The sequence below is a fragment of the Nostoc sp. CCY0012 genome, from assembly GCF_963920855.1.
In the GTDB taxonomy this organism is placed as follows: Bacteria; Cyanobacteriota; Cyanobacteriia; order Cyanobacteriales; family Nostocaceae; genus Cyanocohniella.
The window spans coordinates 48,772-65,000 of sequence record NZ_CAWUDM010000013.1; the positions used below are offsets into that span (position 1 = coordinate 48,772).

Below are 16,229 nucleotides of genomic sequence, written 5' to 3' on the forward strand. Positions count from 1 at the left end.
TATACAAAATTATTTTAAAGCATTTGCTGAATGTCATTAACTGCACTAATTATCAGAGAAGATGTCCTTTCTATTTCGGCTTTGGTTGTAAATTTACCAACACCAATTCTTAACGCTCCCTCAATCATATTTTCTGAAAGATTCATAGATTGTAAAACGTGAGATGGGGCAACAACGCCTGATGAACAAGCAGCACCCGTAGAAATAGCTAATTGGTGGCGGATTCTAGCAATAATGGCACTATTAGGAATATTTGGGATGGAAATATGTAAGTTACCTGATAAGCGGTTGTTTAAGTCTCCATTCACCACTAAGTCAGGGATGTTTGATTGTAGTAGGTTTTGCAGTGTATCTCGCAGTTGGGCGATCGCACTTTCATCCTTTTCCATTTCCAACCCTCTCAATCTGCAAGCTTCCCCTAAACCAGCGATTCCGGGGACGTTGAGTGTACCGGATCTAAGTCCCTGTTCATGTCCACCACCATAAATTATCGGTAGGAGATGATGATTTTTTTTCACTACCAAAGCACCAACGCCTTTGGGTGCGTAGAATTTATGTCCAGAAATAGCTAGATAGGTAATTCCCCAGTCCTGAAAGTTGAAGGGAATTTTCCCGACTGCTTGGGAAGCATCGCATAAAAAAGGGATATTTTGGGAGGAGGCGATCGCGCCAATTTTTTCTATGGGGTAAATTGTCCCTACTTCGTTGTTAGCCGCCATCACACAAATTAAAGCAGCACCATCAGCACAGACTTTTTCGAGATGTTCTAAATCAATCTGTGCTTGTTGATTGACTTTTAACCAAATAATTTTCGCTAGTCCTTTTTTAGCTAATGCTTTGCAGGTATCTAAAACGGCTTTGTGTTCCACTGGGGAAACAATGATTTTGGCGGGGGTATTTTGTTGAGAAATATGTCCTTGAATTGCTAAGTTAATGCTTTCTGTTGCACCAGATGTAAAAATAATTTCTTTGGGGGAAGCGTTAATTAATTCTGCTATTTGTTGACGTGCTTGTTTAAGTGCTTTTGCTGCTTCGTCTCCATAACTATGATCTACACTATTAGCATTACCAAAGGCGGTAGTCATATAGTACATGACTTTCTCGGCTACTCTGGGGTCAACGGGTGTAGTTGAGTGGTAATCGAGGTAGATTATGTTGGTCATTTTTTTAACGCGGAGGAACGCTAAGGAAACGCTAAGGAACGCAGAGAATTATCATAACAACTCTCTTAACTCTCTGCGTCTCTGCGCCTCTGCGTGAGATTTAATCACTTTTACTGAAGACTTAAAGCTAATAAAGTATGATTTTGATATTATGGGGGTATCGGGTTCTAGTTAGCGAGTCAGGTTATGGAAAGTATCAAGATTAGAACACATATCGGTAATGATGGAATTTTGCAAATCCAGCTTCCACCTGAGAGTGCTAACCAAGAATTAGATGTAGTAATTGTCTTCCAGCCTGTAATCCCAGAAACCTCAGAGACTACAGCCAAAACACCCCAAGAATTAGGGTATTCTCATGGGTTTTTAGAAAATGTCATAGGTAGTCGGGAAGGTGAACCCCTTGAACGACCAGAACAGCTTCCCTTTGAGAATAGGGAGGAGATTCAATGGCCTATCTCTTAGATACAAATGGGTGTATCCAAATTCTTAATTTAATCACTTTTACTGAAAAGTTAAATATTCTAAAATTAGTAATCGTAAATAATCTAACATTCTTAGGTATGATTTGATATTCTCGTATTCATGAGAATTATGCAAATACAACTGGGAAATACTAGGAACATCAAACACTCGTTTTTGTTTGAGTTGTTCAATTGCTTGTTGTGTATTCTCTATATATCCTTTAGCTTTAATTTGACTAGCATAACCTCGAATATCTGTAGTTAATAGTTCAATTTCTTCTAATAATGTAAATTCCGTTTCTGATACAGGTAATTGATGAGCGATCGCCTGACGTTCTGATTTACTATTTTGGTAGTCAATTGTTAACTTATCTAACAGTTGAATGATATAATTTTTAGTTAGTTCAGGATTTTGATTAGTCAGAGTAGTATTAGTCATCGTTCACTCCATAAGTGACTATTTTTTCAGTTCCAAATTTATCTGGACGCACAATTAAATATTCATTTCCTTTACGATAAACGGCTGAACTATCTTGACGATACCCTGTTTTTGGTACTCTTATTGCTCCTTTTTTGTTAAAATTATGTGCTTTACGGAGTAATTTTAATGGGTCAATTTCTTTTCTGGCGGCATGATCTAAAATGTTATTGGAAACGCTGATATAACTTGCTTTATCCCACTCTGTTAAGTATTTTTCGATTTCTGCAATTTCTGAGGATGTGTATTCTTGACAGAGTTCTGTAAAAAACGGGTCATCTTGTAGTTCATTAGACATTATTTTATCACTTCGCTATTCATTCTCTAAAAACCTCCTAGCGACTCTTCCCCAATCAATGCGGGTATCTTGAGCATTATCTTTAAATTTACCATCGGGCTGTTCATCTTCATATCTTGCCCATGCCATTAGGAGTAATTTTAACCCATCTAAAGAGTTAACTAAGCGAGAACGTAAGGTATCTATATCGGCTTTATCAACATCTTCTTCTAAGATTTCAACTAAATTTTTATAAGCTGGATGATTGGTATTTAGAGTCACAATAATCGCTCCGCCTCTGGGTTTAACGGAGAAGAAAGCAGGTGTATCAAGTGGAGATTCGACAAAAGTATACTTTAAACCGTCATCTACTGTTGTGGCGGCTAATAATTCGGCTTTAGTTTCAGTTACTCCGTCTTCTTTTAAAGTTTCTTTGATAACTTGTTTGCGTTCTGCTTTAGGTAATTGTTCATCTGCATCACTTTGACCTTTATAACCTTGTAATTTACGTTCTTTAGTTACAGTTGTTGCTACTTTTTCAGGTTTATAAGGGTCATGGCGTTTTTCAGGGTTACTACGAGTACCTTTTGTTTGGTTTTTAATTAAGCGACGAATTAAACTTAGTTGACTGCTGATTTTATGGGCTAATTCCAATAGAGGCAGTTTTGGATCTTCATCTTGAAGTAATTCTTCTTTAAGTTGAGCAACAGTTTTACTTTCCTCTAATAAAGATTCAATATCGAGTTGTAAAATTTCGCCAAAATTACGGGCTGATTGTTTGTTATTTGTAACTCCAAAAATATCATCAAGAGATGGTGGAAATTCTACTTCAATTCCCCACCAACGTTCTGTAGGGTCGTAATTATTGACTAGATTTTGATCTAATTCTAATTCTCGTCCCGCACGCACAACGGAAACTCCCAAATTTTTGGCGGCGTGTTGTCCATGTGGTAAGCTACCGGGATTTTTTCCTGGTTCAGCTTGACGCGCTTCTTCTTTGGCGTAGGAGAAACACACTTTGACATCATGTTCTTTGTCTTTAAAATTAATTTTATGAATGTATTCATAAGATGTATCTCCTTCCCAGAGGCGGAACATTGCTTGATGATCATAAGGTTGAGGACAGGAGGTTTTTTCTATTAGATAACCGGGGTCATTGGGTAGGGCATATTTTTCTAAAATCAGGCTATATAAAGCATCTAAATCAAAGGCTACCATACGGATTTTGACTGTACCGCTATTAATAAACTTGCGGTACATTCTCCCAATCACAAATTCAGAATTATCAATAATTGCTTTGCCAGTTCGCCACATACAACGGTCGATTTTTGACCATACTACTAATGTGCCACTGTCACCAAATTTATGACCGATGTTTCTCCAAGTTGTGGGAATTGGTTGAGGTGTCGGTTCTGGTACTTCGGTTATCCGCCGAGTTTTGATTTCATCTAAATCTAGGTAACTATGCAGTGCATTTTCTATGCTATTTTGCCATGACCACACATCAACTCTCTGACATTGAGAAATAGAAGACGAGGGTAAACCCATTCCAAAACGACCTATTCCGGTGTGTTTGTCTTCATCTAAATGAGTACCATTACCAAATTGCAGGGCGAGACGTAACACATTCGCATCCATCCCACAACCATTATCTAACACGGCGATTTGGTCAATGCGCGATCGCCTCCTCACTTCCCCCTGTTCTTTCCTTTCCCCACAAAGTAACTCTACTTGCGATGCACCGGCTTGAATGGCATTATCCATTAATTCGGCTAAAGCATAGGCGGCGTTTTTATAACCGTTATCGCGCATGGCTTGGACTGCGAGGTGTGTGGGAACAATATCGTGGGCGTTATTCATGGGTTTTCCTCCAAACGTCTTCCCAATTGTGGAAGGCTGATGTAACTGAACCAAAACCAGGGAGTTGACTATCGACAACGGTGACTATTTCGGCTGTAGCATTACCCCCAGCTTTGATTCCTCTGATGGCGCGTCCTACCATTTGGCTGTAGAGAACAAGGGATTTGGTAGGACGGGCGATAACAGCAGCACTGGTTTTAGGTGCGTCGAAACCAGTGGTTAATACGCCGTAGTTACATAAAATCTTGGTTTGGGTTTGTTGGTCTTTAAAGCTGTGAATCAGTCTTTCTCGTTCCGATTTGGGGGTTTCCCCTGTTACAGCATCAGCATTCAAGCCTCGTAAACGCAAAATGGAAGCGATGAGTTTGGCGTGTTCCACGGAGGTATTAAAGACGATGATGCGTTGATGATGTGGGGCGAGGGCTTCTAGTTCTAAGATGATGCGGAGGTTGCGTTGTTCGTCTGCTGCTAACCGATTGAGGATATAGGCGGGAATGTCTAAGTCTGTATGAATGCGCTTGAGGTCTTGGGGTGTGAGTTCAATGCCGGTTTCGTAAAATAATGAGCGATAGTTAACTTGTGCTAGGTATTGTTGATCTACGAGATAATCAATGGGGTTGTCATAACCCTCGATTTCTAAGGTAACTTTTTGGTGGGCGAAGAATTTAGCTAATTGTGCATCGGTGTTAATATCCGCCCAAGTGCGTCCAGGTGTGGCGGTTAGTCCTAGTAAGGCGGTTTTTTCGTAGGGGACGACAAGGGAATCTAAGACGAGTTTATAGGTTTCGGCTACTGCTTGATGGGCTTCGTCGATAATGACTAATGAACAACGCACACCCAGTTGATTAATAAAGCGGATACTCTTTTTAGCGGCGTTGTAGACTTTGGCTAATCCTGCTACTACTAAGCCATCTTGCGCTTGTGTTAGGTCTAACTCATGGTTGCCCCAGAAGCGGTAAGTTGAAAGGGTGCGATTCCCTAAACTGTCCCAGGCTTTTTGAAATTCTGTAACTGCTTGTTCGCATAGTTCTTCACTATAGGCTAGCCAAATTACTAAAGTCGGTTCATTGTTTCTTAGGTGGTCTGCAATAATATTCATTGCAGTACGGGTTTTACCTGCACCAGTGGGAAGATGAAGAAGCACACGGCGAGGTTCTTGACTCAGATAGTTTTTTACTTTTTTAGCTGCTTTGCGTTGGTGTGCAAATAAAGGATATTTGGGAGTATTTTCAATAACTGTAGGAGTTTCAATTGTACTTTCGTTTCTGGGTTTAAGTTGTATTTCAAAGAAGTTAAACAGATATTTTTTACCTTCTGAATTTCCACTTATTTTAATTTTTTTTAATGCTTGATAAGGGTCTTTATTTTCAGGTGCTTCTAGTACAACCGCGAGAATTTTCGCTTGTTCTGGCGTAATTAAATCAAAAATTAAATCTCGTTTTTCTTTTGATAATAGTAATTCTTCTGGGGTATGAAGGGTTAAGAGAATTTCTCTGAGTTTACTAGAATGAACTAAATTAGGTTCTAGGAGTTTGAGCAGATGAAAGGTTGCACTACCTAATAATTGCTGTAGTGTTTCTTCATTGGCTTTTGATAGCAAGTCATTGAAATTCAATTTAATCCTCTATAGTTCTTTATTATTGTGGGGATTCTGAACCAATGTCGTCTACAGATAACTTATTAGAAATACGGCTTATAAGTTTATCAGCTTTAGCAAATTCACCTAAACTTGCTGAAATATTTTCCTTGCACTTATCTCTAATTTCTTTTTCTGTATCATTTATTTTTTGTGCTGCTTGTTCATCAACCTCAGTTTCGGATTTTCCTGCACCTTTTAATCTTTCTTTAAGCAACAAAATTTCCTGATTAAATTCTTTTGATTTGAGTCCTGAATCAACAGCTTTTTGAATATATCCTTCTCGTAATTTTAGAAAACTATTTATTAATTCTGGCAATACTTCTATGTATCTTTGAGATAAAGATATGTTTTCCTGAGTTTCTAAAATACCTAGAAGTGCTTCATAGCCATATTTGCTGTGAACTATTTCTAAAATAGAGTAACGGAAGAAAATCCATTGAGTTTCATTAAGTTCTTTGACACTTTGTGTTAAAAGTCCTCGCAAACCTAATTCGTTAGGATCAAAAACTTTTATTCTAGATTCTTTGATAAAACCTGTCAATGTTCTATGCTCAGTATCAGCATTACTAGAAAAATATTTATTAAGGGATGCAATATATAAATTGCAGATAAATTTTACTGTTTCTAATCGTTCTTTATAGGGACTATCAGGCCGCATAAAGAGTTCAACAACAGAATGAATAGCCATTAAATATCCAAGTTGAAAAGCTTGAGTTGAAATAGTGTCATAAATCCATTTTGCCCGATTCAGTAGCTCTTTTTGATCATTTGTATTATCTTCTAATGTAAAAAATTTATCATGGTCAATATTAAAGAGTTTAGCAGCCCTTCTTTTTTTAATTTCTTCTTCATAGCGATTAACCGCATTTGATGTTGATTGTGCATCATTTAGTTGATTAAGTATATAATCTCCTATTGTCTTTTTTTCCTCTTCTAAACTAGCTTTTCTGTCTTTTAAACGATTAATATGTTCTTCAAATACAGTTCTTACTCCACTTCCTTCAAAAAGTAAGCTGTAACATTTAGCTTGAATAGGATCTCCTCTTAAAGCTGGATCTTGTAAACGAGTGCGTAATGCTCTCATTTCATTGTTATGAATAGCAAAAGGACGGAACTTATCAAATAGAGTAATTATTACTTCATCAGTTATTCCTGCTAAATATTGAACAGCTTCTTGAACTTCATGAGGCGGATGATATTTACCAGATCGACGAGAAAGAGTAGCCCATTTTTGCAAAGAAGTCCCAATTAAAATTGAAGCGGGACGTTCTGAGTTTAAAACCCTTCTACCATCAGTAATGTCTTGAGGCTGTTCTAAATTGAAGGCTGCGGGAACTCCAAAAGCAACAGCAGCGTGCATTTTATGTAAGGTTACAGCAGAACTATATTCAAGTTGACCTGCAACGACTTCTGCTTTGCGATTTTGTGCTTCAGAAACAGAGTCACCAAAAGCAAAGGAATAAATACGGGCTAAGGAAGCAATTTCTTCACCTCGACCTTTGAGCTTAGATAATGTCTCTCGCATCATTCTGGCTGCAAAATCTTCATCATCTAAGAGAAGTTCTCTTGATTGACTAACTCGTTTAGCAGTTTTGTTAACGACCAAAAATATTTCACGACAAACGGTTTTGAGGTCAATACCTCGGTCTTTATATTCTTGATGACCTTCATGTAGATCAGGGAAAAATACAATACAAATTGGTAATTCAATATTCTTGACTTGATTTTCTGTTAAAGAAAGATGGTTATAATATGCTGCATAACGATTACCTGCCCAACTATCATTAATTTGGCGATGTAATGCTAAAAGAGCCATTGCTCGATGTTGTCCATCAACAATGATAAAGGCAGTTTTTTGACGATTATATTCAATTGACCCAAGAGGACTAATTTGACCAGCAATTTCAGCTTTTTTAAAATCAAACAAATTGCCGAAACTGATTGAAGTATTAGTTTGATTTTCAGGCGTAGGGTAGTAAGGTAATATTCCTGATCTTTCTGGCTTATTTGGAACTAAAACTGCAAGAATTGGAGGAAAAAATCTAGCAAATGCGCCACTTTCTCCGAGTAAGTAAGGAATCAGATCGTGAGCAACACGAGAATCATCTAAATCTCGTTGTAAAAGTTCATCAAAAGTTAATTCTTCTATGTTAAATATCTCTCGCCAAGGCACCATTTGAGAAGCAAGCGAGTTTTCCCAACTTCCTTCTGATCCCGGTTTCATTTTTGTAAGTAAAAATTGAGCGCGAACACGATTACTATCAGAACCTATTGTAAATTCACCATAAGTTCCGTAAATTGGATCTTTTTGAACTCCAAAACTAAATGTCATAATTAACGTCTCCCACAAATTGGATCTGCCATAATTTGTAATAATTTTTCTAAAATACGTCTGTAATTAGTATCTGATTGAATATCCTCGTTATCATTCCCAATTTCACTAGGAATATCTTCAGTAGGAAAGATATTTACCATTAAGTCTCTAGGTGCAATGTGTCTTACCCTAGCTTCTAATGCAAAAGAATGATGTACGTCAAGCTCGGTCATCACTTTTTGTACTGTTGCATCAGGATGAAGAGTTAAATACTTACTAATACGAGAATCATCATTCCACATTTGGTCTAAGGATAAATAATGTTGCTGATAAACTCTTGTATATAGATTTTTAGCTATACCAATATAAATAGGTCGAGTAAATAATTGAACAGCCTCTGATTTAAAAAAGTGAGTAATAAAATTTTCTCCATATTCAATAGCTTCAGAAAATATTTCAGCTAAAGATTGGTTTTGTGAACCATAAAACATATTTAGCGATGATTCTGAAATTAGCCGAACTCCATAACGCATATTAATTTGAGTCTGAATTTCTCCTTGATTATCTAAAAAAGAAATCAAAGTTTTAGTCAGAGCATTAGTATCTACTAATAAAGGCTTGTAATACCAAGCATATAGCCCGGAAATTTGTGGTATTCTAGCAATTTGCATTCCACCCTGAAATTGTCGTTGTTCATTTTTCATTTTGATTTATGCAAATTAACATTCACAAATGACAAGCTAAACAAGGTAAATCAGCATCTTCTTGATCTAAAATGTCTTCTAACGCTTCAGCTAAAGGACGATTAGGCGCAGCCTTTTTCTCTTTAGCCATTAACTTTTCATGTTGAGCAATAATTTCATCCTTGCGTTCTAGAAGCTGCAATAAACTTTCGCCATCAGTCCAAGTATAGGTACGACCATCAGCATGATTAGATTCATACTCAACAGCCTTTTGAAATAATTCAGGATGTTCCTGCGCCAACATTACCCATTCATACTTGCGTTGGAAGAAACAGAAGAAACACCCAGAACGACTGCGCCAGCGATAATAGTCAGGGAGTCCAATACCACTTTCTTCTAAAAGCCGAATAATATCAGCCCTAACTAAACCCTTTTCCTTAAACGGAAACACAGGTGTAATATTCGGTTTAGTGGAGATATAACCATCACGGTTTTCATCAGCACGGATACCAACATAACTAACAGCTTCATCATCCCCCACAAAATCCTCCAACGGCTTAATTTTCATCTTCACCGTACACCACCGCATTTGGGGAGAAGGTAACAAACCATCATGAATCGCTAACCAATGGTCAAAACCGCGTTTATCACTGAGATAATGAATTTTTATCCCCAGACGGGCTTTAATGCGGTCAAGATAATCGTAAGTCTCCGGTAATTCTTTATGAGTATCACAAAAAAAATATTCCATCTCTGGAATTTCCTTATGCAGCAATACCGCTAAAGCCGTGCTATCCTTCCCCCCAGAAAGCCCCAGTATATGTCTAACTTTTTTCTCTGCCATGCTGGTTTTTTAGTGCGCTTAGGCAAGTATATTAATCGTACTAATATTTTAGCAAATATGCAAAGCAAACGTGTAATTTTTTAAGATTAAGTTTAAAAAACCATAGTAATTTTACTGATATTATTAGCTATTTATCCACTAACTAATCACGCTATTATACTTAACTTAAAATTTATGATCTGCCAATAAGGTTTAGTAGAGCTAAAAACCTTAATTTGCCTAGAGAGTTTCTTGAGTGTCAAGAGCGATCATACATATTGCTCTTTTAGTTGCGATCGCATTGCCGAATTTTGGCATAATAACACGGTTACACATCTAAAATATTGATATATAAGCCAAAAAATTAATTTACGAGTCCTCACATTGATTTACGACTCGTAAACTTAATTTATCAATCGTAAACTTGATTTCCGATTCGTGAACTTAATTTACAAGCTATAAACTTGATTTTTGAGTTGCAAAACTTGATTTACAAGTCAAGCAATTGCTTGAACGCACCCTACTGGCTACTGGCTATTAAAACTTTCACGAAACTTTGAAATTAAATCTTTTGGTTTTTCACCAGACATAATTAAACTTGCTAAAAGTTCTAAATCTAAATCTGGTAAAAGTTCACTTTTAGTTATTTGCTCATACTTATTACCACGTAGATAATATAAGAAAAATTGATTATTCCGCCAAAACCAAACTTCCGGTACGCCTAAACCTTGATAAATTAATAAATCATCAATTCCGCCACTGGTTACAACTATTTCAATCGCCAGATCAGGAACAGCTTTTTCAGAATTAAAACAATAACATTCATCTGGTTCTATACCTCTAGCGGCTACTTCTCTTCTAAAAGTAGTTGAGCCTAAAGGATAAAAATCAATCCCTTTTTCTAAAAAAAACGTTTCTAACAATAAAGCAATAATTTTTTTATCGACCTCATGGCGACGACTAGGCGACATTATTTCTAAAGTACCTTCTAAATATTTAAAGCGATAATGAGAATTATTTTGACAACTTTTTAATAGTGTCTGATATATATCCCAGCTAATCCCATTCATCAACAAAATTTGGTCAGAATCAACGTTTTGTAGTTCTGAGTGACTTGTCAATTCTTCCCATAAACTCAATTTTGCTAGTAAACCTAACATTGTCACTACTCCAAAATCCTGTAGATTTATCTTAGCAATTACCTGCGGTAAGGGACTTCCAGATAAAAAAATATCCAAACTGTAGGGTGCGTCAGTGCGATAGAACCTAACTATACTCAGAAATTATTCATACTGACGCACCCTACCCAACCATCAATTGCGGATAATTTATTTTTTGGTGTGTCCTAATTAATGATTTACATCTAATTCATGCTCATCACGAAGTTCCTGCGCCAGTTCTGCAAACTCTTCATCTCCTTCAAACATCCCAATAAAGTCTGTCCAGGGATTATTTGCTACTTCTAGCGTCACAGTTAGAGGATTCATAAATACTGGTGTTAGAGCGTGTTTGAAAAGTGTTTTGCTGCGATTTTAGACACTTGTTGATCCCCCCTAACCCCCCTTAAAAAGGGGGGAACTAGAATCAAAGTCCCCCTTTTTAAGGGGGATTTAGGGGGATCTGAAATGTTTTGCTACACCAATAGGGACTTTTCAAACATCCTCTTAGGTTCTCTTTCCTTATCATAATAAGTAGAACAGGGTAAATAATTAAAGGTTTGTAGTAAGAACTTTAGTTCTGAAATAAGGACTAAAGTCCTTACTACGAACTCAATCTTATTCTTTTTACATTACTTAACATATTTTGTTTTTTTTTAACTTGTTCTACTTACTTCTATCAACCAGCATTTTTCCCCGCTATTTCATCATTCCCCTTATCCCCAATCTGCGTCACCGTCTCTGGTAAATCAGCATTTAAAATACGTTCACTCAACCTTGCTAAAATTGCTTGGCGTAACTGCTGTTCATCGGGTAATTCTGCCAGAATCTTATCAACAATCTTCTCAACCTGTGATTCTCTCCCATGATCTACCCATACCATTTGATGGATTTCCTGACCATCGGGACGAGTCATGGTAATGCGTCGCGCTTCAAAACCTTCCCCCTTAGCGGCGACTTCTTTTTGTAATGCTTCCAAATTCTTAAACCGCCGCACCAAATCGGCTAATTTCATCTCAAACGCAGTTGCATCATCATCAGTCCATGATTCCGCCGGTTTATCTGCTACAATCATCACCAAAGCTTCCAACCATTGAGCATCTGTTTTAGTTTCATCTGATGCAGCGCGAATAAAGCGTTTTAGTAAAGGTTCAATACATTTTCCCGCCAAATAATTCGCCCTGACCCGCAAATCTTCCCTGAGTTTTGTTTCTGGACTTCTCACGCCAAAGGCTTCATAAATCAGTTTTTGACAATCACTCAATAAATGATCATAAGCTGTATGAATCTCTCTCAAAGCATGAACTAATTTAGTCCGTAAAGTTCTCGCCGTCACGCCATCATCCCCAGTTTCCGTCCCAATTGGGGGTAAGTTACAAGCTGCGGGTAAAGCTTTAAATAACAATTCATCTGGTTCGACAGTGGTTTGTAATGCTTTTAAAATTGCTCTGGGTTCTGCTTCTAGTCGTCGGGTTTGTTTGGTATATTTAGGTAATTTCTTCACAAACTGATAAAGTGGAGTCACCACCGTTAACAGCGTGGCGTTACGCACCTTACCCAAATTTTTTAACTGGGGATTGCGTAAAATTGCTTCTAATTCTTTGAATACTTCCGCCCTTAATCCGACGACTGCAAAATACTTCACAGCAAACCGTTCAGGATATTTAACTAATAATTCAAAATGTTCTGTTCCCAACACGGGAATAAATGTTCCATCTTGATACAGTCCCAAATCTTCAGCGTGATATAAAAGCACAGCCGCTAAAATCACGGGAATAGCACCCTGTTTGACACCAAATGGAGGCGCGGCTAAATGTTGATAGAGTAAATTAAATGTTTGGCTGGTTTCTGTGGCTGCTAAACAAAAATCTTCAACTGCTTCCCACAGAGAGTTTAAACCAGAATTGTCTAATGGCGGGTAAAAATCCCAGTTATCATCTTCTTGACGGTGAATCCCTGTTTCCTCTAACAGAGAATAATACATACTCACTTCCGGGCCATAACCTTCTAACCCTAATCTCTCTTCATACTGGTGTTCTAACATCGCCTGAATCAGTTCCCGTCTAGCTTTTGCCCCTTGGGAGGTTAAATCGCGACGGTTAATTAATTCATTCCACAGAATGGTACTGCGATGGTAAGTGCGATCGCATATATCAGAAAGCTTACTATTAAAGTCAGTAATGTTGTTGAGCGTTTCGATTTGTCCCTGAATCCAACATTGCTGATTCACCCCGATACTAAAGGACTGATTGAGGGTTTCATCTAAAAATTCTTCAGCTTCTTGTAAGCGATAATTTACCTCTTTCCTCGCTACCCCATCAGATTGCAACTCTTTAGCGGTTTTTTTGATATTACTTAACGCCACAAATTCCAGACTACGTATTCGCAAAATATCTAAGTTAGCTGCACTCAAAATCACCAATGGTTTACCGTCCTTAGTTGTGGAAGGAACAGAATTAGGCATTGTTTCATCTACCCAATAGCCGACAAAACCATCTGCATCTAAGCTACTGCAACTTAACTGACTCAAATCTTGGGAATTATCTAAATAATGGCGTTCAAAATAACGTAAAGTTCCCTTTTGATAACTGTGACGTTGAGCGACTAAAGGCCTTAAAGGACGGTGGATAGATAATAGTTTAACTAAAGGCGATCGCTCTTGTTCTATATATGTACTTAATTCACTGTCAACATTAAAATCTGAACCTTGCCAAATCCGCAATTCATCTAATTGACGACGATGAGTAATGAGATTCTGTTTTAGTAGTTTATCAATAATTTCCTGCCAATAATTAATCTCGGCATCTGACGGGAAATTACACATTGCTAAACAGACTAAATTTCTCGTCGCCCTCATTGAACCTGTCACTGTAATCAGGTTCAAAATTCCAATGGTTTTTAGTAACCTGAGACTATCTTCCTCTAACCGTTTAGCATCATTAATTAAATCTTGAACCTCTACCCATCTTTGCAAATTTGGACGAGAAGCTAAACCCATACCCGCAGATTCAATAAAATAATCATAAATTTGGTATAATTTCAGACAGGGTAATTCATAATCTTTAACTGTGACTTCCTCTAAGAAATTACGAAACGATAAAGGTTCACTACTAGTTAAAAATGTGAATAAAGAACGATCATTTTGAGCATATTTTTGACAGAGGCTGGGTAATACCAACGCCGATAAAGGATGTAGCGGATAAACTTTTTTGATAACTTGAGCAGTAACTTCTTCATCGACAATTATCGATTCTAAATACTTACTCCAGTCCTCCGAGTAAGTATTAATAGCACTCTTAATATTATCTGCTGCTGACGAGTCAATTGCTTCACCAATTAAACTCATCATTTGTCCAGATGATTCAGTAAAAGCAATATCCTCAAATCGCCCCTGAATTTTTGCCCATTCGTTCCGTTGAACATTTGCTAATCGTTGACCATATTCTGCAAAAGCTTGATGTAAAATCCCTAAAATATAAATAGGACTTTTGCTATCTTTCGGTAATTCAGCTAATTGTTGCAAAAGATATAAATCTTCATCTCCTTGAGCATGAGCAGCATACTCTAAATTTTTCCCTAGTTCATCAATAACTAAGAAAATACCCGTTTGCGATTCCTTAGCTAATTCCAAAACTAAATTCGGAATTTCTCTACTATCAACCTTTCCCCCATCATTAATTTCTGCTTCTAAATCTACCAACTGACGCACAACATTAATTTTATTCTTTTGGCTAGCAGTCCAGAAATTATCAACGCCAGTTAACAAAGCTCTAATAATAGTATGACTAATCGGTTCTCTTTGTCCCGTAGCTACAGCCCTAATTAATCCTTTGGGGTTAAGTGTCTCTTGAATTAATTGATAGATATCACTATCTTTTCCTAATTTATTTTCAGCTATTGATAAAGCTTTGATATGTATTTTACTTTGGGACTTAGCAGTCAGGGAAATTAAGTAATGAGCAAAAGCCGATTTCCCAGTTCCGTAAACACTAGTTAAAGTCCAAGCTCTATTTCCTTCATCAGCATTAAAACTATTTAAAATACGTTTGAGAGAATCAATTGCTCTTTTAGTCAGCACATAACCCTCTAAAGCTTCCACACTATCTAAATCTCTTTCTAAATTGATAGAACGAGAATAGCGACGCTGGAGACTAAAATAATGGGATAGCTTTTTGTTAGTCATAACTTCACTCATTTTTATTAAGATTTATTGATAATATTTTTCTAAAATTTCTTCAGCTAATATTTCTGGATTCTCGGGTAAAGATAACTGAATTAACCCAGCAGTATCTTCAAGAACTATCGTATCAAATTCTTTAGCTACTGTTTCAATAGCTGCACATAAAATACTTTCCGTTAGTTTAAATATCATCCCCGGACTACCTTCATCATATAGTAATTTACGAATAGTAATTGTTTTGCTATCTTGACTTACCCAACTAGCATATTCTAAACAAGTAGCCACTATTATTGATGCAGGTAAATTCACTTTTGCACCAATTTTAAACTGATAACTTTTCCCAAAATGACGAATTAAACCCAGTTCATTAAAAGGACAATCAATAGAGTCTTCGATTGGTGCATTATCTTTCACAAAATCCTGTGCTGCATACATTCTTAAAATACAACTTATATCTTTAATAAAAGAAGATTCAGCAATAGATTTATTGAAATTACCTATATAATCTTTAAGACCTACGAGAATATCTTCTTTTGTAAAATCTAAATCTCGAAAAACATTAAAAATATAATACCAAGCAGCCGCTTCACAAGTAGGTTTTAACAAATTCCAATGCAATAACCATAGTGAAGCCGGATCTTCTAAATAAGAGTCCCATCCGTTGTTTCCTAACAGTTTTTCTCCAAATGGTGTTGGTGAATTATTCTTATCAATAATTTTGAAAGCGGTACACCAATAACGAATAGCGCGTACCATGTTTTTTCCCACACCTAAACGCACAGGTGCATCATCTTGTAAGAAAATGCCAGGATTTCTCTTGGTTGCATCAAATCCTTTTTTCAACCAGCCAAAACGCGGGTGAAAAGTTTCATGGTTGGCAAATATTGGATTTACTGAATTTTCTTGAGATTTTAAGTTTAGAGTAGTTTGTGTCACGACTAGGTAAAATAGATATACTAGCAACTAGTTTTGTTATTATGACTCACAGAAGACAAATTTTAACTATTTCAGTAAAAAAATATGGAAATTTCAAGGATACTAAGTACTAGATTTTGCATATAGTTGTTTGAACTTAATTAAAGTCTGTATAAAATATTCTTACAATATAGTTTGAATCTCAAAAATTACTGCTATTGCTATATTAGCCAACATGTTTCAACGCTTCTCGTGAGATGAGATATTGTTTCTCAAATA

The 16,229-nt window shown here is 36.8% G+C and carries 13 protein-coding genes; 1 reads left to right on the forward strand and 12 read right to left on the reverse strand.

Going from position 1 to position 16,229, the window contains the following annotated elements; all coding sequences use genetic code 11:
• Positions 1–14: 14 nt before the first annotated feature.
• Entirely contained in the window at positions 15–1,163 is a 1,149-nt protein-coding gene (locus ACM0OS_RS05400; protein WP_414542136.1) for a cysteine desulfurase family protein, read from the reverse strand.
• 186 nt (positions 1,164–1,349) lie between these two features.
• Between ACM0OS_RS05400 and ACM0OS_RS05405 the strand changes: the two genes are divergently transcribed.
• Complete coding sequence (locus ACM0OS_RS05405) at positions 1,350–1,625, forward strand: hypothetical protein (protein WP_414542137.1); 276 nt, start codon at positions 1,350–1,352, stop codon at positions 1,623–1,625.
• A 39-nt stretch (positions 1,626–1,664) separates the two neighbouring features.
• Here the strand turns inward: ACM0OS_RS05405 and ACM0OS_RS05410 are convergent, their stop codons facing one another.
• The 11 genes from ACM0OS_RS05410 to ACM0OS_RS05460 all read right to left on the reverse strand — a co-directional run bounded on the left by ACM0OS_RS05410 (position 1,665) and on the right by ACM0OS_RS05460 (position 15,971).
• Positions 1,665–2,063, reverse strand: a complete 399-nt coding sequence (locus ACM0OS_RS05410; protein ID WP_414542138.1) for a hypothetical protein — start codon at positions 2,061–2,063, stop codon at positions 1,665–1,667.
• Positions 2,056–2,400 (reverse strand): hypothetical protein, encoded by a 345-nt coding sequence (locus ACM0OS_RS05415; protein WP_414542139.1) that lies wholly within the window; start codon positions 2,398–2,400, stop codon positions 2,056–2,058. Before ACM0OS_RS05415 ends, ACM0OS_RS05410 begins: the two co-directional genes overlap by 8 nt.
• A gap of 15 nt (positions 2,401–2,415) precedes the next feature.
• A complete protein-coding gene (locus tag ACM0OS_RS05420) occupies positions 2,416–4,239 on the reverse strand; it encodes an ATP-binding protein (protein WP_414542140.1) in 1,824 nt (607 codons plus the stop codon).
• Positions 4,232–5,854, reverse strand: a complete 1,623-nt coding sequence (locus ACM0OS_RS05425; protein ID WP_414542141.1) for a DEAD/DEAH box helicase — start codon at positions 5,852–5,854, stop codon at positions 4,232–4,234. Before ACM0OS_RS05425 ends, ACM0OS_RS05420 begins: the two co-directional genes overlap by 8 nt.
• Positions 5,855–5,876: 22 nt before the next feature.
• A complete protein-coding gene (locus tag ACM0OS_RS05430; RefSeq protein ID WP_414542142.1) occupies positions 5,877–8,210 on the reverse strand; it encodes a hypothetical protein in 2,334 nt (777 codons plus the stop codon).
• Positions 8,211–8,212: 2 nt separating this feature from the next.
• Positions 8,213–8,896 carry a hypothetical protein gene (locus ACM0OS_RS05435; protein WP_414542143.1) on the reverse strand — a complete coding sequence of 228 codons (684 nt, stop codon included), beginning with the start codon at positions 8,894–8,896 and terminating at the stop codon, positions 8,213–8,215.
• A 22-nt stretch (positions 8,897–8,918) separates the two neighbouring features.
• A complete protein-coding gene (locus ACM0OS_RS05440) occupies positions 8,919–9,719 on the reverse strand; it encodes a phosphoadenosine phosphosulfate reductase family protein (protein ID WP_414542144.1) in 801 nt (266 codons plus the stop codon).
• A gap of 506 nt (positions 9,720–10,225) precedes the next feature.
• Positions 10,226–10,858 carry a Uma2 family endonuclease gene (locus ACM0OS_RS05445; RefSeq protein WP_414542145.1) on the reverse strand — a complete coding sequence of 211 codons (633 nt, stop codon included), beginning with the start codon at positions 10,856–10,858 and terminating at the stop codon, positions 10,226–10,228.
• A 189-nt stretch (positions 10,859–11,047) separates the two neighbouring features.
• Positions 11,048–11,185, reverse strand: coding sequence for a hypothetical protein (locus ACM0OS_RS05450; protein ID WP_414542146.1), 138 nt, complete (start codon positions 11,183–11,185; stop codon positions 11,048–11,050).
• Positions 11,186–11,534: 349 nt separating this feature from the next.
• Positions 11,535–15,038 carry a hypothetical protein gene (locus ACM0OS_RS05455; protein ID WP_414542147.1) on the reverse strand — a complete coding sequence of 1,168 codons (3,504 nt, stop codon included), beginning with the start codon at positions 15,036–15,038 and terminating at the stop codon, positions 11,535–11,537.
• Positions 15,039–15,062: 24 nt separating this feature from the next.
• Positions 15,063–15,971 (reverse strand): DUF4007 family protein, encoded by a 909-nt coding sequence (locus ACM0OS_RS05460; RefSeq protein ID WP_414542148.1) that lies wholly within the window; start codon positions 15,969–15,971, stop codon positions 15,063–15,065.
• Positions 15,972–16,229: the final 258 nt, after the last annotated feature.